This is a genomic window from Microbulbifer weihaiensis (genome assembly GCF_048323715.1).
GTDB lineage: Bacteria > Pseudomonadota > Gammaproteobacteria > Pseudomonadales > Cellvibrionaceae > Microbulbifer.
Window position 1 is genome coordinate 98,322 of sequence record NZ_JBLWFL010000008.1, and the last position, 19,878, is coordinate 118,199.

Genomic DNA, 19,878 nt, shown 5'->3' on the forward strand with positions numbered 1-19,878 from the left:
GGCTGATCCTGCCCGTTTTTTTATAGTTCTCCCCAGACCCTGTCAATGTATTTCACCGTCTCATTGGCGATACGGGAGAATCCCATGTTCGCATTCAGCGATTTGTCCATGACCCTGCAGGCCCGGCTCTCGGATTTTTTCCAGGAACACATCTACCCCAATGAACACCACTACCGCGAGCAACTGAACCAGGCTGAAAACCGCTTCGCCCCCCTGCCCCTGATGGATGAACTCAAACAGCGTGCCCGCGCAGCCGGCCTGTGGAATCTGTTTGTTCCCAAATCACATGCGCAGTACAGCGAGACTGGCGGGCTGAGCAATCTGGACTATGCCCCGCTGGCCGAACAGATGGGACGCGTCCTCTGGTCGCCGGAAGTGTTCAACTGCAACGCACCGGATACCGGCAATATGGAAGTCCTGATGAAGTACGCTACCGATGCACAGCGGAAACAGTGGCTCACGCCACTGCTAAATGGCGAGATTCGCTCATCCTATGCAATGACTGAGCCGCAGGTGGCCTCCTCGGATGCCACCAACATCGAGCTGCAGATCCGGCGCGAAGGCGACGAATGGGTACTGAATGGCCGCAAGTGGTTTATCACCGGCGCTATGTATGAGCGCACCCGCATCCTGATCGTGATGGGCAAGTCTGATCCGCATAATCGCGACCGCCACAAGCAGCAAACCCAGGTACTCGTACCCAAAGATACTCCCGGCATCACCCTGGTACGGCCACTCACCACGCTGGGCTATGACGATGCCCCCATCGGCCACGCCGAAATCCGCTTTCACGATGTGCGCGTGCCCGCTGAAAATGTGCTGCTCGGCGAGGGACGAGGGTTCGAGATTGCCCAGGGGCGCCTGGGACCAGGCCGCATTCATCACTGCATGCGTCTCATTGGCGCCGCACAGCGCGCATTGGAAGAAACCTGCCGGCGTGTGGAGTCACGTACGACTTTCGGCCGTAAACTCAGCCAGCATCAATCCGTGCGCGAAGATATTGCACGCAGCTTTGCCGAGATACAGATGGCTCGATTGCTGGTGCTCGACACCTGTCGCAAGATGGACGAAGTGGGTGCACGCGAGGCCCGCGATATGATCGCCGCAAGCAAGATCAGCGTTCCCAAAATGGTGCAGGAAATTCTCGACCGCTGCATGCAGATGCACGGTGCCGGCGGCCTTACCGAAGACTACTTTATGGCTGAAGCGTTCAACTACGCGCGCTGGTGTCGCCAGGCGGACGGCCCGGATCAGGTACACCAGATGGCGCTGGGCAAACAGATCATCGGTCAGTACGCAGAGTAGGCACCGGCAGCGGGGATCACACGATGGAGCATCGGGACTTTCACTTCGACGAGCACAGACTCGCCACCTACCTGGAACATCAGGTGCCGGGATTCCGCGGGCCCCTGCAGGCAGAGAAATTTGCCGGCGGCCAGTCAAACCCCACATTCCTGATCCGAGCGGCCAGTGGCCGCTATGTCCTGCGCCGCAAACCGCCGGGCCAACTGTTGAAATCCGCCCACGCTGTGGATCGGGAATTCCGGGTGATTTCCGCCCTCGCCCGCAGCGAGGTGCCGGTAGCGGCCGTGTATCACCTGTGCGAAGACGAGTCAGTAATAGGCAGTATTTTTTATCTGATGGAATACGTCGAGGGACGCATTTTCTGGGATCCGGCGCTACCGCAATTGTCTGAGCCGCAACGCGGCGCCATTTATCAGGAAATGAGCCGGGTGTTAAGCGCCCTGCACTCGGTTGACGTGGCCGCAGTGGATCTCTCAAATTTCGGCCGTCCGGGCAACTTCTATCAACGCCAGATCAGACGCTGGAGCGACCAGTACCGTGCGTCACAGACAGAGCCGTTGCCAGACATGGACTACCTGATCGACTGGCTGCAGTTCAATTTGCCAGAAGATGATGGCAAGGTCACCCTGGTGCACGGGGATTTCCGCCTCGACAATATGATCTTCCACCCCACCGAGCCTAAAGTACTGGCCGTGGTTGATTGGGAGCTATCCACCCTCGGTCATCCGCTGTTTGATCTCGCCTACCAGTGCATGCAGCTCCGCATGCCCCACGACAGCGCCCTCGCCGGACTCGGGAATATCAACCGTGCACGAGTAGGCCTGCCATCGGAACAAACCTATGTACGCTGGTATTGCGACCGCATGCAGCTCGAGAGCATCCCACACTGGAATTTTTACCTGAGCTTCTGTTTTTTCCGTTTCGCCGCCATTTTGCAGGGCGTCAAAAAGCGCGCACTGGACGGTAATGCCTCCAGCGATAAAGCCCGACAACTGGGGGAGCTGGTGCAACCACTCGCGCGAACGGCAGTGGAAATTTGCGCGGAAGCCGCAGCCTCAGTTTAAACACCATACCATGACCCGGGCACTGGCCCGCACCAGCACCTCAAGGAAATAGTCGCGAGAGTGCTGGCAGCGCCGGACATCAGGGCTGCTTGCACTTTAGGGAGTACAGATTTCGAAAAATTTGGAGTTGGGCCACGCCCCTGTAACGCTGCCTAAGCCGAGTCCATCAGCAGCCTTCAAACACCGGCTTGCGTTTTTCGAAAAAGGCCGTGGCACCTTCACGGAAGTCCTGGCTGCGAAACATCTGATTCTGGATTTCCGCCTCCAGTGTCATAACGGATTCGAGATCAAAGGTGCGGGCGTCACGAAGCACCTGCTTTGAATATTGCAGAGTCAGAGGCGCCGCTGCGCACAAGCTAAGCGCGATGCTTCGCGCTTCCTCCTGCAGCAGTTCCGCCGGCACAACACGGTTGGCCAGCCCCAGCTCAAGGCAGCGATTACTGTCCAGCTTTTGCGACAGCGCGATCATCTCATAGGCGCGCTTGCTCCCCAGCTGATCCAGCAGCATTTTGTGAAAGCCCCCATCAGGAATCAGGCTGATCTGCCCAAAGGCCGAATACAGGAACGCGTCTTCGGCCATCAGCATCAGGTCGCAGGCCATGGCCAATGAAGCGCCGACACCAGCGGCTGCACCATTGATCGCACTGATGAATGGCTTGGGCGCGTTGCGGATTGCCAAAATCAGCGGGTGGTATTCCTCGTGCAGGATACGGGTGACAAAGCCATTCTCCTCCGCACCTGGCAATCGCTCTGTCAGGTCGGCACCGGCACAGAAACCGGAGCCCGCACCGGTGATAACCGCCGCGCGTACGTCGTCGTCCGCACTGGCTTTTTCTACGGCCTGGCGCAACTCCAGGCGCAGCTGCTGGTTCAGCGAGTTCCGCGCCTGTGGTCGATCCAAAGTGATTGTCGCCACTTGGTCATCCACCTGATACTGCACCGTTTCAAATGCTTCCATCGCGCGTTCCTCTTTCAGACGGGTTCATGCAGAACCAAACTGCCTCTGCAGAACATTTTTGGTTATTTATTTTCGTCAGTTCCAAACAGCTTAAACGGATTCCGCTGCCGGGGATGTTTCGGCCACGCCCTGTTCCTGCAGGGACTGAAGTTCAGCCTCGGAGTATCCCAGCCCCATTAATACAGCCCGGGTATCCGCCCCCGGCTGGCGACGGCCGTGCAACACCACTGACGGGGTTCGACTGAAGCGCGGCGCTGGCGCCGGCTGCAGATAGCCGTCGATGGGCAGGTAACTGTCGCGGCTGCTGTTGTGCGGGTGTTGCGGGGCTTCGTCCGCAGACAGCACCGGCGAAACGCAGGCATCACTGTTTTCCAGCAAAGCACTCCATTCGTCGCGTGTTTTCTGTCGAAAGCATTCAGCCAGTTCCGCTTTCAGTACCGGCCACTGGCTGCGATCCGCTTGCGCCGCTGCCGTGAACCGGGATGGATCCAGTCCCGCCCGCTCAGCAAACAGCGCAAAGAAGTGCGGTTCGATAGCGCCAAGCGCAAGGTACTTGCCGTCTTTCGTTTCATAGGTATCGTAAAAATAGGCAGCTCCATCGAGCAAATTGTTTTCCCGTTCGGAAAGATCCCAAAGTCCCGCTGCATGGAAGCTGTGACACATCCACATCAGGTTTGCCACGCCATCGATCATGGCCGCATCGACGACCTGCCCGTTGCCCGACGTTTTGCTTTCCAGCAGTGCCCCCAGCACACCGGTTACCAGGAACATGGTGCCACCGCCAAAATCCCCAACGAGGTTCAGTGGTACAACCGGCCGCTCTCCTTTCCGGCCAATAGCATGTAGCGCTCCGGTCAGTGCAATGTAATTGATATCGTGGCCAGCATTGTTTGCAAGCGGACCTTCCTGGCCCCAGCCGGTCATACGGCCGTAAACCAGTCTCGGGTTGGCCTGCAGACACGCATCCGGGCCTATACCGAGTTTTTCCATCACACCGGGCCTGAACCCCTCGATCACCACATCGGCACTGGCCACCAGTTTCAGGAACGCCTCGCGTCCGCGGTCACTTTTCAGGTCGAGTACGACTGACTTCTTGCCGCGCCTACTCATATCCTTCACGTACATGGGATCCGCTTTCAGGCTGCGGTCGACACAGATGACCTCTGCCCCCATATCGGCAAACAACATCCCCGCCATGGGGCAGGGCCCCATGCCCACAAGTTCAATGACGCGGTATCCGCTCAAGACACCCATACCCGCCTCCACCATTCAGTCGTTAGAAAATGCTTCACTCAGCGCGGCTGCATGCGGATCGCCGCATCCATCCGGATGCACTCACCATTGATATAATCGTTTTCCACGATGTGCGCCGACAGCGCGGCGATTTCGCTGGTCTTACCGAGCCGCTGAGGAAAGACTGTCGAAGCTTCAAGGGATTTGTAATAAGACTCTTCCACTGTTTCAAACAGTGGCGTGTGGATCAGGCCCGGCACGATGGTATTTACCCGAATGCCATAGCTCGCGAGTTCCCGGGCCATTGGCAGGGTCATGCCGACCACCGCGCCCTTGGTGGCACTATAGGCAACCTGACCAACCTGTCCCTCATAGGCTGCTACGGACGCAGTATTGATGATCACACCGCGCACGCCGTCATCATTCACTGGCTCATTCGCCGCCATGCGCTCGGCAGCGAGGCGTGCCACATTGAAAGTTCCCACCTGGTTGACCATCACCACCTTCATGTAGAGATCCAACGGGTGCGGGCCCTTTTTGCCATAGGTTTTACAGGCGGGGCCTATGCCGGCGTAGTTATTGAGAATATGCAGGGCGCCAAAGGTTTCGATTACCCGGGTAATGCCACTGGCCACGGATTCCTCCTCGGCCACATTCACCTTGCAGAAAATCGCGCGCTCGCCCAGAGCCTCTGCCAGCGCAAGTCCATTTTTTTCATCCAGGTCAAAAATGGCCACATTGGCGCCATCGGCGATATATCGCTCCACAGTGGCGCGGCCCAGCCCGGAAGCGCCGCCTGTCACAATCGCTGTTTTACCTTTGATATCCATCGCTCTGTCCCTCGAATTTATTCTGGTTTCAGGATTGGTGAGTTACATCCGGTCAACAAAAGGTTCTACATCTTCACGCAGGCAATCGCGGCTGATCAGCAGTTTCATAACCTCGGAAGTGCCGGCGTAAATACGGGTAATTCGCGCGTCCGTGTACATGCGGGAGATCGGGTATTCATCCATATACCCGGATCCACCATGCAGCTGCACGCCCTCATCCACCACCCGGCATAGCAGTTCACTGGTGACCAGCTTTGCCTTGGCCGCGTCGATGGCCGTCAGTGCACCGGCATTAACCGCCGCCACGCACTGGTCGATATACACCTGCTGCATATCCAGTTCCGCGCGCAGTTCCGCAAGCTTGAATTGAGTATTCTGGAAATCCGCCAGGGTTTTGCCGAACATCTTGCGCTCGCGCACGAAGTCGACGGTCAGATCAAACGCCTTCTGGGCCGCCGCGATAAATTCAGTCGCCGCGATCAGGCGCTCTTCGGCAAGCGCTTCCATCAGGTAGGAAAAGCCTTTGGCCGGATCACCGAGCACATTTTCCCTGGGGATTCGCACATTGGTAAAAAACAGCTCGGCGGTATCCTGGGCTTTTTTGCCCATTTTTTTCAGGTTGCGGCCGCGCTCGAACCCCTCCATGCCCCGTTCAACCAGGAACAGGCCAATCTGGCGCGGGTTGTTTTGCGGATCCGTCTTGGCGGCAACGATGATGAGATCGGCATTGATACCATTGGAAATGAACGTCTTGCTGCCGTTCAGCAGGAAATGGTCACCCTGGTCGATCGCTGTGGCCCGCATACCGGCAAGATCGCTGCCGGCATCCGGTTCCGTCATGGCAATGGCAAGGATGGTGTCGCCGGTGACACAGGACGGTAAAAAGCGTTGCTGCTGTTCCGGCGTGCCGAATCGTTTCAGGTAGGGGCCTACAAGACGGCTGTGAAGCGTCGCGTACCAGTCGCCGGTCAGGGCATACTGGTTTTCCTCAATGATGATCTGTTCAAAGCGGAAATCGTCATCACCGAGACCACCGAACGCCTCGTCTGGCCACACCATCAGAAAGCCCATCTCCCCAGCGCGGCGGAATGCCTGGCGGTCGACAATGCCCGCTTCACGCCACGCTTCCATATAAGGCACTATCTGCTCATGCAGAAATTTCCGATAGGCATCGCGGAACATCACCTGTTCTTCGGTGAAGTTTCTCTTCAACATACGCGCATCACTCGACTGTAATTATTATTGTCGCGGGGCAGGTCGCACAGGCGAGCGGCCCCGATCTCGTCGCGAACGGTTGATCAGCGGAAGGTCTCGCCTGCTGCGAAGGTATCCGCAACAATCGACGGCGGCAGGAAGCGGTCACCGTAGCGGCTCGCCAGTTCATTCGCGCGCGCGATAAACTGCTCCAGACCGTAACTGTTCACAAACTGGATAAAGCCTCCGGTCCACGCCGGTGCGCCAATCCCCAGCAGGGAACCGACATTGCCATCGGCCACACTGCGCAGTACACCTTCCTGCAGACATTTGAGACTCTCGACCACCTGCCGGAACAGCAGGCGATCCTTGATATCGTCCTGCGACATTTCAGCCTCGGCGTTGAAATAGAGTTCGTAAAGCTTCGGCCAGATTTTCTTGCTGCCGTCTTCCGCGTACTCGTAGTAGCCGCCACCATGGTAGCGGCCGCCGCGGCCGAATTCGCTGATCAGGCGCTCGCACACCGCGATATTGCAGCTGTTATCGCCCTTGCTTCCGAGCACCCCCATATCGCGATGGGTCTCCGCCGCTTTACGGGTCAGTTCCTGACTCACTTCGTCCTGAATTGCCAGCGGCCCCACCGGCATCCCCACCTGTTTGCCCATGGCATCAATCAGAACCGGATCCAGCCCTTCAACCAGCAGGCGTGCACCTTCATCGAGGTAAGTGCTGAATACCCGCGAGGTAAAGAAGCCGAGGGAGTCGTTGACCACTATTGGCGTCTTGCGAATTTGCTGCGCATAGTCAAAGGCTTTTGCCAGGGTTTCATCGCTGGTCTGTGCGCCGCAGATGATCTCGATCAGCGGCATCTTGTCTACCGGCGAGAAAAAATGGATACCGATAAAATTCTGCGGATTCCGGCTCACTTCTGCCAACTGGGAAATTGGCAAGGTCGAGGTGTTGGAGCCGAATATACCACCCTCAACAAGGCAGGGTTCCGCTTCCTGGGTTACCTTGGCCTTGAGCTCAATGTTCTCAAATACCGCTTCCACGATCAGGTCGCATCCGCTCAGATCCCCGTGCTGATCTGTGGCTTTGATCAGTCCCAGCAGCTGCTGCTTGTCGGCTTCCGTGGCCTTGCCACGCTCGATCTGCTTGTCCAGCAGCTTGGCCGAATAGGCCTTGCCCTTTTCCGCTGCTTCCACACTAATGTCTTTCAATACGACTTCAATTCCTGCGCGCGCGCTGGCGTAGGCGATACCCTGCCCCATCATGCCCGCACCGAGAATGCCGACCTTCTTCACCGCCGACCTGGCGATATCCTTGGGCCGGCTGGCGCCGCTCTTGACGCTGTTCATCTGGAAAAAACCGGTGGATATCAGGTTCTTGGCCTGCGGTGTCGTAATCAGGTATGCCAGTGCACGGGACTCATAGCGCAACGCCGTTTCGAAATCCACGGTTACCGCCTGTGCAGCGACATCGAGAATTTTCTCCGGCGCCGGCAACAATCCCCGGGTTTTCTTGAACAACATGGCGGGTGCAGCGGCAAGGATGCCGGTCACTTTGGGATTCCAGATATCGCCGCCGGGCACACGGTGGCCTTTTTTATCCCATGGCTGCTCACCCCCATCCGGGTTGGCATGGATCCACAGCTTCGCCGCCGAGACCAGATCCTGGGTATCCTCAGCCAGTTCATCCACCAGTCCCGCCGCCAGCGCTTCGGGCGCTTGCATGTGCTTGCCTTCGAGCAAAATCGGCAGCGCCTTTTCCAGACCCAGCATGTGGATCGAGCGCACCACCCCACCGCCGCCCGGCAGGAGGCCGAGTGTCACTTCCGGCAGGCCAATGGATACCTTGGGCGAATTCCAGGCGATGCGGTGATTACACGCCAGGCAGATTTCCAGGCCGCCACCAAGGGCCGCGCCGTTGATCGCGGCCACTACCGGTACCGGCAATTTTTCCAGCCGGCGCAGTGGCTGTTTCACACCCAGTTCTATCATGTCGAACTGCTGCGCCTCTTCACCTTTAGGCACCACCAGCATCGCCTTAAGATCGCCACCGGCAAAAAAGGTCTTTTTGCCCGAGGCAAGCACCACCCCGGTCAGTCCGTCCTCGACCTCGAGTCGATCCAGGGTTTCCGCCATTGCGGCGCGGTATTGTTCATTCATGGCATTGACCGGGCCATCCATATCCATGGTGACCGTCACTATGCCGTCGCTGTCTTTGTCGTAGATAAATCCGTGGAATTTGTCAGCCATTGCTCTCACCCGCTCTGAATTTTTTGTTGATCGTCCGTAACCGGTCACACGCGTTCAATAATGGTGGCGATGCCCTGCCCGCCACCCACGCACAAAGCGACCAGCCCGCGTTTCAGGTTGCGCCGCTCCAGCTCGTCCAGCATCGTGCCAACCAGCATCGCGCCGGTAGCGCCGAGCGGATGGCCCATGGCGATGGCGCCGCCGTTGACGTTGGTAATTTCGTGGGAGATATCGAGGTCTTTCATGAAGCGCAGTGCCACCGCTGCAAACGCCTCATTGATTTCGAACAGGTCAATGTCACTGGTGGTCATGCCGGCTTTGGCAAGCACTTTTTTCGCCGCTGGCCCCGGGCCTATGAGCATGATGGTGGGATCAGTGGCAAGCACCGCGGTGGCGACGATACGGCCGCGGGGAGTGAGACCCAGATCCTTGCCAGCCTGCTCGCTGCCAATCAATACGGCCGAGGCACCATCGACGATCCCGGAAGAATTGCCCGGTGTGTGCACATGATTTACTGCCGGCAGATGCGGGTATTTACGCAACATCAGGTCATCAAAACCGATGCTGCCCATAGCCGCGAACGACGGTTTCAACTGCCCGAGTATGTCCATGGTGGTATTCGGTTTGATGAATTCATCCTTTTCCAGGATGGTCATGCCATTAAGGTCGGCAACCGGAACTACCGAGCGGTCAAAAAAACCCTGGGCCTGGGCCGCCGCCGCACGCTGCTGCGAAACCAGCGCGTAGGCATCCACCGCTTCGCGGCTCCAGCCCTCAATGGTGGCGATGGTATCGGCGCCTATCCCCTGGGGCACAGTACCGCCGTGTACATTGACCTCCGGATCATTGATCCAGGCTCCGCCGGCAACCCCCATGGGCACCCGCGACATGGACTCCACACCGCCAGCCACCACCAGGTCTTCCCAGCCCGAGGCAATCTTCATCGCTGCGATGTTGACCGCCTCAAGTCCGGAAGCACAGAAACGATCCAGCTGCACACCGGCGACACTTTCATCCCAGTCGGCAAACTGAACCATGGTCTTGGCAATATCGCCACCCTGCTCACCCACCGGCGATACACACCCCATGACCACATCATCCACGCGGCTGGTATCGAGATCATGACGCTGCTGCAAAGCGCGCAACAGCCCGGCGCCCAAAGCGACCGGCTTCACCTCGTGCAGGGAGCCATCTTTTTTGCCCTTACCCCGAGGGGTTCGCAGGGCGTCATAGATATAGGCAGTGTGAGTCATCGCTATTTCCTGTAGTTGTCCGATTGTACGGAGCCCATAAACAGACAGCGCCATGACCTCTGGCAGCAAATATGAACCTTTTATGCATTATGGTGTGGTGTAACTACGGGCAACAAGCACATCCACGGACAGAAATTGACATTTTGTGCCGCCAGCAAAGGTATCGCGCAATGCTTGCCAACGAATGTCATGCAAGACACCACAATCCCCGCAGCCGTTTCATGTGCCATGTTGCGGCACACCTGTGCACACGGCGCCTAGCCAGAGAAGTTGCTGTATCGCTGGCAAATCTCTTCACGCTTAGTCGGGAATGACTTTGCGCGGGTAGGCGCCCGCTACGAGCAACCTACCGCCCCTCGCCATTCGCGAGCCGGGCAATGAATTGAGCACGCCCGTTCCAATAAAAATATTTCTCAGCGCCGCATCCAAATTCTTCCCCGCCGTAGTCATAACCCTGACTGGCAAAAATGACATTCGACGCTGATCCGGCTCGTTCCGACGCCTGGCACGTAGCCAGCGGTCGGACTTCCGTGATTCCATGAATTCCGATCCTGATCAGTCGTTGCAATGGCGAGTTCCGCAATCCAGGCAAGAAGAGACAAATGAAAAACAAATTTTTGAAAGCGGCCGCTCCGGTTGCCGTGATCGCACTGGGGTTTGGGGTAGTTCAAATGATGGCCGCAACCAAGCCTGCGCCCGAGAAAAAAGAAGAGGAACAGCGCCCGGTGTCGCTGCTCTACTCCGAAGCTCGGGAGGAAGCGGTTCACCTTGCAGTTTCCACCCAGGGGGAGGTCCGCGCGCACACTGAAATTGACCTGACACCGCAGGTCTCCGGCCGCGTGGTCTCGATCGCGGAGAACTTCGCCGAAGGTGCGGGCTTTGAACCCGGGCAAACATTGATTCAGCTGGACGATGCCGATTTCCGCCTCGCGGTTGCGCGCGCCCAGGCTGGCGTCGAGCAGGCGAAAGTCCTGTTGCTCCAGGCCGAGGCGGCGGCGACCGTCAAACGCCAGCAGTGGCTGGCGCTCAATCCCAACAAGGAGCCCACCCCGCTGCAGGTCAACAAGCCGCAAGTGGCCGAGGCAGAAGCCAACCTCCGCTCCGCCCGCGCCGAACTGGCGGATGCAGAACTGAACCTGGCCCGCACCAAAATCAAACTACCTTTCCGCGGCCGAGTGGTCAGCCGGCAGGTCGGTGTCGGCCAGTACGTAACCGCAAGCACTTCCCTGGGCCGCGTTTTTGCTACCGATCGGGTAGAAATTCGCCTGCCCCTCACCGATTCCCAGCTGCAGGAACTGGCGCTACCCATGGGCTTTGTCGCCTCCGCTGAGAATCCCGGCCCACAGGTTACGCTGTCTGCCCAGGTTGGCGCGCAGGAGCGCCAGTGGCGAGGAAGCATTGTGCGCACCCAGGCTGCGGTGGACCAGCAAACCCGGCTGATTTACGCGGTGGCGGAAGTGCAGGATCCCTATGGCAAAGGCGCCAGCAACGGCGCACCGCTCGCTGTGGGCCTGTTTGTCACCGCTGAAGCGGAAGGACAGCAGGAGCAAAATGCACTCGTTGTGCCACGGGAGGCTTTGCGCAGCGCCGACAAAGTCTATGTCATCGACGATGACAATCGTCTGGATATCCGCACGGTAAAAATACTTTCCACTTCCGAAAACCGGGTGGTAATTGCCTCCGGTATTGAAGATGGTGAACGCGTTGTTACCTCTGCCATCGCCAACGTCGTCAATGGCATGGAAGTCCAGCCGATTACCCAGCTGGCCCGCAAGTAAGGGAGCAAACCATGAACAGTCTGATTGCATGGTGGGCTCGCAACAGCGTCGCCGCCAACCTCGCCATGGTGGGGATTTTCGTTGCCGGCCTTATCGGTTTTGGCAGTATGGAACGGGAGATGGATCCGCAGGTACGCTTCCCCGGGCTGGAAATTCGCGTCTCCTGGCCCGGTGCCGCACCACAGGAAGTGGAAGAGCAGATCGTGTCGCGCATCGAGGAAGCCGTCAGCGACCTCGACAACATAGAGTGGGTACGATCCTCATCCGGCGAAAGCCAGGGCGAGGTGTATATCCTCGCGGAATCGAACGTGGATTTCGCCCGTTTTATGAACGATGTGAAAATACGCGTCGACGGCATCTCGTCTTTCCCCCGTGACATCGAACCGCCACAGGTACACCAGTGGGTCAACCGGCAGGAGTTCATCCGCGTGGCGGTACACGGTGACCTCGGTGAGCGGGCGCTCAAACGGCTGGCGGAGCAATTGCGACGCGAAGCGGCGACCCTGCCCGCGGTTTCCATCGTGGAGCTGTTCGGCACGCGCATGGAGGAAGTCTCCATTGAGGTGAGCGAGGTCGCCCTGCGTCGCTACGGGCTGACCTTTCAGGAAGTAGCCGACGCCATTCGCGCAAACTCCCTGAACCAGTCCGCCGGTGCCGTGCGCACTGAAGTCGGCACCTACCAGCTGAAGGTACGCAACCAGGCGGACACTGAACAGGAGTTTGCCAAGATCATCGTGCGCGAGACCGCAGACGGCGGCAACATTCGTGTGGGCGATGTCGCTACCATCGTGGACGGTTTCGAAGACAACGAAATCCTCGCCACCCTGAACGGCGAGCCGGCCGTGCTGCTGCAGGTGATGAGCACCGAGACCATGGATATCGTCACCGCCTCGGCGTCCATTCGCAAATGGATTGAAGAGCGCAGTGAAACACTGCCCGCCGGTGCCAAGCTCACCCTGTGGACCGACAACGCAGAAGACTTCAAAGGCCGCCTGGAAACCATCGGCAGCTCTGCATTCCAGGGCCTGATCCTGGTGTTGCTGGTATTGCTGTTCAGCCTGCGACCGAAAGTAGCCCTTTGGGTTGCAATGGGCATCGCCACTGCCTATGCGGGTGCGTTTGTGCTGCTGCCTAGCGTCGGTGTCTCCCTGAACATGCTGTCGACCTTCGCCTTCCTTCTTGTTCTGGGGATCGTCGTGGACGATGCAATAGTCGTCGGAGAAAGTATCCATACCGAATCCCACAATCCCGAACACCAGGGCCCAGGGGGCCGCCTGAATGCGGCCGTAATCGGCACCCAGCTGGTAGCCAAGCCTGTGGTATTTGCCGTTGTCACTACGATCCTCGCTTTTTTGCCGTGGATTTTTATCAGCGGCTCCACCAGCGACTTCACCCGGCACATCACCTGGGTTGTCATCCTTGCCCTGCTGTTCTCCCTGATTGAATCGCTGTTCATTCTTCCGGCACACCTGAGCAACCTGAAACCGCGCACAAAGCTCGGCCGCTTTGGACGCATCCAGAAGCGTATCGCCGACGGTATCGTGCACTTTGCGCAGAACCACTACCGACGTATTGGACAGTGGGCAGTGGATCGCCGCTACCTCACCCTGAGCATTTTCGTCGCAGTGCTCATGATCGGTTTCGGAATGTTCGGCAATGGCTGGGTAAAGAAAAGCTTTATGCCGGATATCGAATCGGACCAGGTGATCGTCAATGTGGTCATGCCGGAAGGTGCGCCCTATAGCCGTGCACTGGAAGTACTGGCCCAGCTACAGGATGCGGAAAAGCGCCTTGAAGAAGAAGTAAACCAGCGCACCAACGGTGAAGGTGCCCTGATCGAAAACTGGTATACCCGTTCGCGCCGCGACAGCGTGATGGCCATCGTCCAGCTCGCACCACCGGAAGTGCGCGACATGACCGCAAAAGAAGCAGCTCTGCGCTTGCGGGAACTGCTCGGCGATATTCCGGATGCCAAGGAAGTTTCCGTGCAGTACTCATTCAACAACAACGGACCCGGATTTGAGCTTTCGATTCGTCACCCGGATCTCGACGTGTTACGTGCAGCCACTGCAGATCTCGAACAGAAACTGCGTACCTACGAGAGCCTGTACGATATTCGCAATAACCTCGAAGGAGCCTCAGAGGAAATTCGCATCGACTTGAAGCCCGGTGCCACCAAGCTCGGCCTGACCCTGGCCGAGGTCAACCGCCAGGTACGCCAGGCCTACTTCGGTGAAGAGGTACAGCGCCTGCCCAGAGCCGGCCAGGATGTGAAGGTCATGGTGCGCTACCCGCTGGAGGCCCGTCGCTCCATTGAAAGCCTGAAAGATTTTCGCGTGCGCACCAGTGACGGTCACGAGGTGCCGCTGCTGGCCGTGGCAGATCTCGAATACGCCCCCGGCATCAAGCGTATCCAGCGCTGGAATGGCAACCGCGCCGCCCGGGTCATGGCAGACCTGAAAGACGATGTGCGCGGCGAGATCATGAAAGACCTGGATGAGAACTTCTTCCCGGACTGGGAAAAGCGCTACCCAGGTATCATTCGCGGCGCAATCGGCCAGGCGGAAGGTGAAAAGCGCTTTGTCCAGGAAGTGCTCGGGCTCTACACCATGGCTTTCTTTGCCATGTACAGTTTGCTCGCCGTGGCGTTCCGCAGCTACGCACAACCCATCCTGATCCTGGTGGCCATTCCGTTTGCCTTTGTCGGCGCCATTCTTGGCCATGCCGCCATGGGAATGACCATGGCCATCTTCAGCTACTTTGGCATCGCCGCAGCAGCCGGGGTTGTGGTGAACGATAACCTGGTGTTGATGGATCAGTGCAATCGCCTGCGCGATCGCGGAATGGAACCATTAAAGGCCGTCGTGGAGGCCGGCGTCTCCCGCTTCCGCCCGATCCTGCTCACCACTGTCACCACGATTGTCGGCCTGCTGCCAATGATGCTGGAACGGAGTATCCAGGCCGCATTCCTCCAACCGATTGTGGTCGCGCTGGCGTTCGGGGTATTCGTTGCGTTCTTCGTCACTCTCCTGCTCGTCCCCGCCCTTTACGGTATAGGGGTGGATATCAGCACCGCTACCGCCAGGCTGAAGCAGAACCTAGTGGGACGCATCACAGGAGGAACACCGGCCAGCCCTCCACAATAAAATGCCATGCAGCCCATAAAAAAGCCCCGGGAAATCACTTCCCGGGGCTTTTTTTTTGAAGGACTGGAGTTAACGGCGGTCGGAACGTCGATAATTCGCCGGAGATAGCCCGGTGATCTTCTTAAAGGTACGAGAAAAATACAAAGGGTCGTCGTAACCAAGTTGAAAGGCAATTTGGCCCACGCTCAGGCCGGAGCTATCCAGCAGTGCGCAGGCGTGCTCAATTTTCAGGTGAGTGAAATGCTGCAGTGGTGAATAGCCGGTTAACTCTTTGTATTTTCTGGAAAAATGATACTTAGAAAGGTTGCAGATAGAGGCCAGTTCTTCAAGACTCACGCCCTGGTCGATATTGTCCTGCATATAGCCTCGAATCAATTCGTATTCGAAACTCCCATCGATACCGCGACGCTCCTTCTGCAAACGCGCCAACAGCGTGAGTAGCTGCCGCAACTGATTGGCCGCATGCACGAATGCCTTCTTGCCATATCCCGTTCTGGCGATGCTCATAAGCGATTTGAAACTGGATTGCAGCGCGGGAGCCGCGATGCCACCGATAAGCGGCCGTTGCTGATCCAGTCCGATATGGTCAAGGAAAGCCTGTGCCAGCTGCCCGCGAAAATGGCACCAGTAGATAGTCCAGGGGGTGTTGTGATCGGCACAGTATTCATGTGCCATACCCCGCGGCAGGATCAGCACATCGCCCTTTTGCACGACACTGCTGAAATCAGCCGTAGATACCTGCCCTTTCCCATCCTCACAATACAGCAGCAGATAGTCGTCGTGATTATCCCGGCGCATCGCATGGCCGGCGGCGTTGGGGTAATAGCCGATCGCTGTCGGGTAGCACTCGCGGGTCAGCACATTCTCGCGCAGGTGATCGAGAATGAATTTAGGGGCAAGAAAACGCAGTCCCTTTTCCGTAAGAGGCCAGGAAGATGGCTCGCTCATAGGGTCTCGCTCTGGGGCCAGTGATAGTTACACCGCAATATCGTCCATATATGACGCAATTTGTGCTCTGTTGCAACCGCTTGATCAGAGTAAAGTATTTTTCAGCACATAAACACTCGTGCGCCATGCCTGCCCGCCGGCAATGAGCCCCGGGCAGAAGTCGATGCACAGAATCTCATAGGGTGTTCCCCTTGCACTGCCAGGAGCCAGCGAAATGACCAGACAAGTTCCGATTCTCATGAACGGCGAGTTTATCCAGAGCAACTCAACCACCCGGCAACCTGTAATCAATCCTGCGGACCAGTCTGTGCTGGCTGAGGTGCCCTTTTGCACCGCAGAAGAAATCAACCTTGCAGTGGCCGGCGCCAAGGCCGCCTTCGAGGAATGGCGCAACACGCCGGTGCCCGTGCGTGCGCGCCTGATGCTGCGCTACCAGCAACTGCTGAAGGAACACCAGCAGGAAATCGCAGAGATTCTCGCCGAAGACAACGGCAAAACCCTGGAAGACGCCATGGGCGATGTATGGCGGGGCATTGAGGTGGTTGAGCACGCCTGCAATGTGCCTTCGCTGCTGATGGGGGAAACTGTGGAAAATGTGGCATCCGGCGTGGACACCTACAGCCTGGTGCAACCCATTGGGGTGACCCTGGGGATTACCCCATTCAACTTCCCCGCGATGATCCCGCTGTGGATGTTTCCGATGGCGGTGGCCTGTGGCAACGCGATGATCCTGAAGCCGTCCGAACAGGTGCCGCTCGCCACCGTACGACTCCTCGAGCTGTTCCAGCAGGCGGGTGCGCCCGCGGGTATTGTGCAGATGATTCACGGCGGCAAAGAGCAGGTGGATCAACTGATCCAGCATCCGGACATTGTCGCAACTTCATTCGTGGGCTCCGTGCCGGTTGCCGAGCATGTATACCGCTCGACCACCAACCTGCTGAAACGCTCCCAGTGTTTTGCGGGTGCCAAGAACCATATGGTGGTCATGCCCGATGCGGATCGCGAGACGGTCATGAATACCCTGGTGGGTGCCACCGTAGGTGCGGCCGGCCAGCGCTGCATGGCGATCAGTGTCATCGTGTTTGTGGGCGATACCATCGAATGGGCCGGCGAGCTGGCCGAGCGCCTTGCCAAAGTGCGCCCCGGGGTCTGGAGCGATGCCAACGCCGCCTACGGGCCGCTCGTCAGCCGGAGCGCCCTGGAGCGCGTGCAGCACCTGGTACAAAGTGGTATCGACCAGGGTGCAACCTGTGTGCTCGACGGCCGCGGGATCGAGGTTGAAGGCTACCCGGATGGCAACTGGCTCGGCCCAACGCTGTTCACCGATGTCACTCCGGAAATGGATATTTACCAGCAGGAAATTTTTGGCCCGGTAGTGTGCTGCATGCACGCGGATTCCCTCGACGCTGCGCTGGAACTGGTCAACAGCAGCCCCTACGGCAACGGCACGTCGATTTTCACTACATCGGGCATCCACGCCCGGCGCTACCAGCACGAAGTGCAAGTGGGTCAGGTCGGAGTCAACATTCCCATTCCCGTACCGCTGCCGTTCTTCTCTTTCACCGGCTGGAAAAAATCCTTTATGGGCGACCTGCACGCGTACGGCAAACAGGCCGTGCGCTTCTATACCGAAACCAAGACGGTCACGGCATCCTGGAAGGCCACCAGGGTATCGGCCCCGAACATGACCATCGCAATGAAATAGAACACCAGGGCGCATTACCTCTAAGCGGGAGGAACCATGCAATACCAACTCAGTGCCGACCAGCTCGCCCTGCAGGACAGTGCGCAGAAGTTTGCCGAGTCGCAGCTGGCACCAAACGCCGGCCAGTGGGATGGCGAACATATTTTTCCGCGCGAGACACTCGTCGAAGCCGGAGCGCTCGGGTTTATGTCCCTGTATATGCCCGAGCAGGATGGCGGCGTCGGCCTCAGCCGGCTGGACAGCGCGATCATCATCGAGGCGCTGGCCACCGGCTGCACATCGACCGCGGCGTATATCAGCATCCACAACATGGCCGCAAATATGCTCGCGCGCTACGGCACAACCGCGCTGAAACAGCAGTGGTGTGAGCCGCTCGCATTCGGCCACAAGCTGGCCAGCTATTGCCTCACCGAACCCGGAGCCGGTTCCGATGCCGCGGCGCTGTCTACCCGCGCCGAACGCCAGGGCGACGAATACCTCGTCAACGGCAGCAAGTGTTTTATTTCCGGCGCGGGCTCGACGGATCTCCTGATCACCATGGTGCGCACCGGCGGCCCCGGGGCAAAAGGCATCAGCTGCCTGGCGATACCGGCGGACTCACCCGGCATCGGCTACGGTCAGGAAGAGGAAAAAATGGGCTGGCACAGCCAGCCGACCCGCACCGTCACGTTTGATGATGTACGGGTGCCGGCAGGCAACCTGCTGGCCGCAGAGGGAGACGGTTTCAAGCTGGCCATGGAGGGCCTGGATGGCGGGCGTATCAATATCGCCGCCTGTTCACTCGGTGCCGCCCGCGCCTGCCTGGATCGCACCACGGCTTATGTGAAAGAGCGCGAGCAGTTCGGGCGCGCGATTGCCGACTTCCAGAATACCCAGTTCAAGCTGGCCGACATGGCCACCGGGCTGATTGCCGCACGGCAGATGGTCAGGCTCGCCGCCAGCAAACTCGATAGTGGCGACGCGGATCGAACCAGCTTCTGCGCCATGGCCAAGCGCTTCGCCACCGACACCTGTTTTACGATCTGCGACGACGCCATCCAGCTGCACGGCGGCTACGGTTATATCCGCGAATACGCCGTGGAGCGTTACTTCCGCGATGCGCGCGTGCACCGTATTCTCGAGGGCACCAACGAAGTCATGCGCATGATCGTATCCCGTCAGCTGTTATCGGATCGATACAGCTATCTGGTCAACTGAACAAGCTACAGGCGCGGGCTTTTCCAATCGAAAAGGCCGGCGCCTTCGCCAGAACATCACCACTTGCAGGAGGAAACCGGCAATGGCTTCAATCGCGTTTATCGGACTCGGTAATATGGGCGGCCCCATGGCGGCAAACCTGCTTCAGGCAGGCCACACAGTGCGGGCCTACGACCTGCTGGAAGAACCACTGAAACAGCTCCAGGCGCTTGGCGGAGCTGCCGCGCGCTCCCCACTGAACGCCGTCGAAGGCGCCGAGGTCGTAATCTCCATGCTGCCTGCAGGCAAACATGTCGCCGATGTCTATCTCGGCACTGAAACTACCGACGGCGTGCTGGATAAACTCCCCTACGGCACCCTGGTGCTGGACTGCTCGACGATCGACACGGAAACGGTGAATAAAGTCGCGCAGGCCTGTGCATTCAGGGGCATCGACATGCTCGATGCGCCGGTTTCAGGCGGCGTGGCGGCGGCCAGGGCCGGAACCCTGACCTTTATGTGTGGCGGCAGCGATAAAGCCTTCGCGCGCGCGCAGCCGATACTGGCGGATATGGGCAAGAATATTTTCCACGCGGGCGCCCACGGCGCGGGTCAGGTAGCCAAGCAGTGCAACAACATGCTGCTCGCGATCCATATGATCGGCACCAGCGAGGCGCTGCAAATGGGTGTTAAGTGCGGGCTGGATCCGAAAGTCCTCTCCGAGATCATGCTGAAAAGCTCGGGCCGCAACTGGTCTCTGGAGCTCTACAACCCCTACCCGGGTGTCATGGACAGCCCGGCGTCCAACGGTTATACCCCGGGCTTTATGGTCGACCTTATGACCAAGGATCTCGGCCTGGCTACCGCCAACGCACGCGCGACCGGAAGCAAGATTCCCCTGGGAGAACAGGCGGAATCCCTGTTCCGGCAGAAGCAGGCGGCGGGGGATGGCAGAAAGGATTTCTCCAGCATTCTGGAAATTCTGGCCTGACACATTCGGGCTGGCCGAGCGCACTCGACCAGCCCTGCT

At 58.5% G+C, this 19,878-nt stretch carries 14 protein-coding genes; 7 read left to right on the forward strand and 7 right to left on the reverse strand.

Translation table 11 applies throughout. The annotated features are described in order from the left end of the window. Positions 1-84: 84 nt before the first annotated feature. Both ACNKU7_RS11790 and ACNKU7_RS11795 read left to right on the forward strand, forming a co-directional pair. On the forward strand, positions 85-1,305 hold the full coding sequence (locus ACNKU7_RS11790; RefSeq protein WP_418297185.1) for an acyl-CoA dehydrogenase family protein: 1,221 nt from the start codon (positions 85-87) through the stop codon (positions 1,303-1,305). A gap of 23 nt (positions 1,306-1,328) precedes the next feature. Continuing rightward, positions 1,329-2,369, forward strand: a complete 1,041-nt coding sequence (locus ACNKU7_RS11795; RefSeq protein ID WP_418297186.1) for a phosphotransferase — start codon at positions 1,329-1,331, stop codon at positions 2,367-2,369. Between the two features lie 166 nt (positions 2,370-2,535). On the opposite strand, the gene ACNKU7_RS11800 is transcribed toward ACNKU7_RS11795, so the two are convergent. From ACNKU7_RS11800 to ACNKU7_RS11825, 6 genes are all read right to left on the reverse strand, one after another. Then, positions 2,536-3,327, reverse strand: coding sequence for an enoyl-CoA hydratase/isomerase family protein (locus tag ACNKU7_RS11800; RefSeq protein WP_418297187.1), 792 nt, complete (start codon positions 3,325-3,327; stop codon positions 2,536-2,538). Between the two features lie 90 nt (positions 3,328-3,417). After that, positions 3,418-4,581, reverse strand: a complete 1,164-nt coding sequence (locus ACNKU7_RS11805; protein ID WP_418297188.1) for a CaiB/BaiF CoA transferase family protein — start codon at positions 4,579-4,581, stop codon at positions 3,418-3,420. A gap of 38 nt (positions 4,582-4,619) precedes the next feature. Then, positions 4,620-5,390, reverse strand: coding sequence for an SDR family NAD(P)-dependent oxidoreductase (locus ACNKU7_RS11810; protein WP_418297189.1), 771 nt, complete (start codon positions 5,388-5,390; stop codon positions 4,620-4,622). Positions 5,391-5,432: 42 nt separating this feature from the next. Further along, positions 5,433-6,605 carry an acyl-CoA dehydrogenase family protein gene (locus tag ACNKU7_RS11815; RefSeq protein WP_418297190.1) on the reverse strand — a complete coding sequence of 391 codons (1,173 nt, stop codon included), beginning with the start codon at positions 6,603-6,605 and terminating at the stop codon, positions 5,433-5,435. 83 nt (positions 6,606-6,688) lie between these two features. Then, positions 6,689-8,842 (reverse strand): 3-hydroxyacyl-CoA dehydrogenase NAD-binding domain-containing protein, encoded by a 2,154-nt coding sequence (locus ACNKU7_RS11820; RefSeq protein WP_418297191.1) that lies wholly within the window; start codon positions 8,840-8,842, stop codon positions 6,689-6,691. A gap of 44 nt (positions 8,843-8,886) precedes the next feature. Next, positions 8,887-10,095 (reverse strand): acetyl-CoA C-acetyltransferase, encoded by a 1,209-nt coding sequence (locus tag ACNKU7_RS11825; RefSeq protein ID WP_418297192.1) that lies wholly within the window; start codon positions 10,093-10,095, stop codon positions 8,887-8,889. 602 nt (positions 10,096-10,697) lie between these two features. Here ACNKU7_RS11825 and ACNKU7_RS11830 point away from each other — a divergent pair. Both ACNKU7_RS11830 and ACNKU7_RS11835 read left to right on the forward strand, forming a co-directional pair. Continuing rightward, a complete protein-coding gene (locus ACNKU7_RS11830; RefSeq protein ID WP_418297193.1) occupies positions 10,698-11,873 on the forward strand; it encodes an efflux RND transporter periplasmic adaptor subunit in 1,176 nt (391 codons plus the stop codon). 11 nt (positions 11,874-11,884) lie between these two features. Beyond that, positions 11,885-15,019 (forward strand): efflux RND transporter permease subunit, encoded by a 3,135-nt coding sequence (locus ACNKU7_RS11835; protein ID WP_418297194.1) that lies wholly within the window; start codon positions 11,885-11,887, stop codon positions 15,017-15,019. A 69-nt stretch (positions 15,020-15,088) separates the two neighbouring features. Here ACNKU7_RS11835 and ACNKU7_RS11840 read toward each other — a convergent pair whose 3' ends face one another. After that, the gene (locus tag ACNKU7_RS11840; RefSeq protein WP_418297195.1) at positions 15,089-15,967 is read right to left on the reverse strand and encodes a helix-turn-helix domain-containing protein; all 879 of its coding nucleotides are present in this window, start codon (positions 15,965-15,967) and stop codon (positions 15,089-15,091) included. A 214-nt stretch (positions 15,968-16,181) separates the two neighbouring features. On the opposite strand from ACNKU7_RS11840, the gene ACNKU7_RS11845 reads away from it, so the two are divergent. The 3 genes from ACNKU7_RS11845 to mmsB all read left to right on the forward strand — a co-directional run bounded on the left by ACNKU7_RS11845 (position 16,182) and on the right by mmsB (position 19,839). Beyond that, positions 16,182-17,672 (forward strand): CoA-acylating methylmalonate-semialdehyde dehydrogenase, encoded by a 1,491-nt coding sequence (locus tag ACNKU7_RS11845; RefSeq protein ID WP_418297196.1) that lies wholly within the window; start codon positions 16,182-16,184, stop codon positions 17,670-17,672. 36 nt (positions 17,673-17,708) lie between these two features. Then, on the forward strand, positions 17,709-18,869 hold the full coding sequence (locus ACNKU7_RS11850) for an acyl-CoA dehydrogenase family protein (RefSeq protein ID WP_418297197.1): 1,161 nt from the start codon (positions 17,709-17,711) through the stop codon (positions 18,867-18,869). Positions 18,870-18,951: 82 nt separating this feature from the next. Next, a complete protein-coding gene (gene mmsB / locus ACNKU7_RS11855; protein WP_418297198.1) occupies positions 18,952-19,839 on the forward strand; it encodes a 3-hydroxyisobutyrate dehydrogenase in 888 nt (295 codons plus the stop codon). The last annotated feature ends 39 nt before the right edge of the window (positions 19,840-19,878 follow it).

What these genes read in the sequence shown, in the direction of transcription:
- ACNKU7_RS11840 (WP_418297195.1), bottom strand. Translation starts at nt 15,967, where the DNA reads ATGAGCGAGCCATCTTCCTGGCCTCTTACGGAAAAGGGACTGCGTTTT.
- ACNKU7_RS11850 (WP_418297197.1), top strand. Translation starts at nt 17,709, where the DNA reads ATGCAATACCAACTCAGTGCCGACCAGCTCGCCCTGCAGGACAGTGCG.
- ACNKU7_RS11790 (WP_418297185.1), top strand. Translation starts at nt 85, where the DNA reads ATGTTCGCATTCAGCGATTTGTCCATGACCCTGCAGGCCCGGCTCTCG.
- ACNKU7_RS11810 (WP_418297189.1), bottom strand. Translation starts at nt 5,390, where the DNA reads ATGGATATCAAAGGTAAAACAGCGATTGTGACAGGCGGCGCTTCCGGG.
- ACNKU7_RS11830 (WP_418297193.1), top strand. Translation starts at nt 10,698, where the DNA reads ATGAAAAACAAATTTTTGAAAGCGGCCGCTCCGGTTGCCGTGATCGCA.
- ACNKU7_RS11795 (WP_418297186.1), top strand. Translation starts at nt 1,329, where the DNA reads ATGGAGCATCGGGACTTTCACTTCGACGAGCACAGACTCGCCACCTAC.
- ACNKU7_RS11820 (WP_418297191.1), bottom strand. Translation starts at nt 8,842, where the DNA reads ATGGCTGACAAATTCCACGGATTTATCTACGACAAAGACAGCGACGGC.
- ACNKU7_RS11805 (WP_418297188.1), bottom strand. Translation starts at nt 4,581, where the DNA reads ATGGGTGTCTTGAGCGGATACCGCGTCATTGAACTTGTGGGCATGGGG.
- ACNKU7_RS11845 (WP_418297196.1), top strand. Translation starts at nt 16,182, where the DNA reads ATGACCAGACAAGTTCCGATTCTCATGAACGGCGAGTTTATCCAGAGC.
- ACNKU7_RS11800 (WP_418297187.1), bottom strand. Translation starts at nt 3,327, where the DNA reads ATGGAAGCATTTGAAACGGTGCAGTATCAGGTGGATGACCAAGTGGCG.
- mmsB (WP_418297198.1), top strand. Translation starts at nt 18,952, where the DNA reads ATGGCTTCAATCGCGTTTATCGGACTCGGTAATATGGGCGGCCCCATG.
- ACNKU7_RS11825 (WP_418297192.1), bottom strand. Translation starts at nt 10,095, where the DNA reads ATGACTCACACTGCCTATATCTATGACGCCCTGCGAACCCCTCGGGGT.
- ACNKU7_RS11815 (WP_418297190.1), bottom strand. Translation starts at nt 6,605, where the DNA reads ATGTTGAAGAGAAACTTCACCGAAGAACAGGTGATGTTCCGCGATGCC.
- ACNKU7_RS11835 (WP_418297194.1), top strand. Translation starts at nt 11,885, where the DNA reads ATGAACAGTCTGATTGCATGGTGGGCTCGCAACAGCGTCGCCGCCAAC.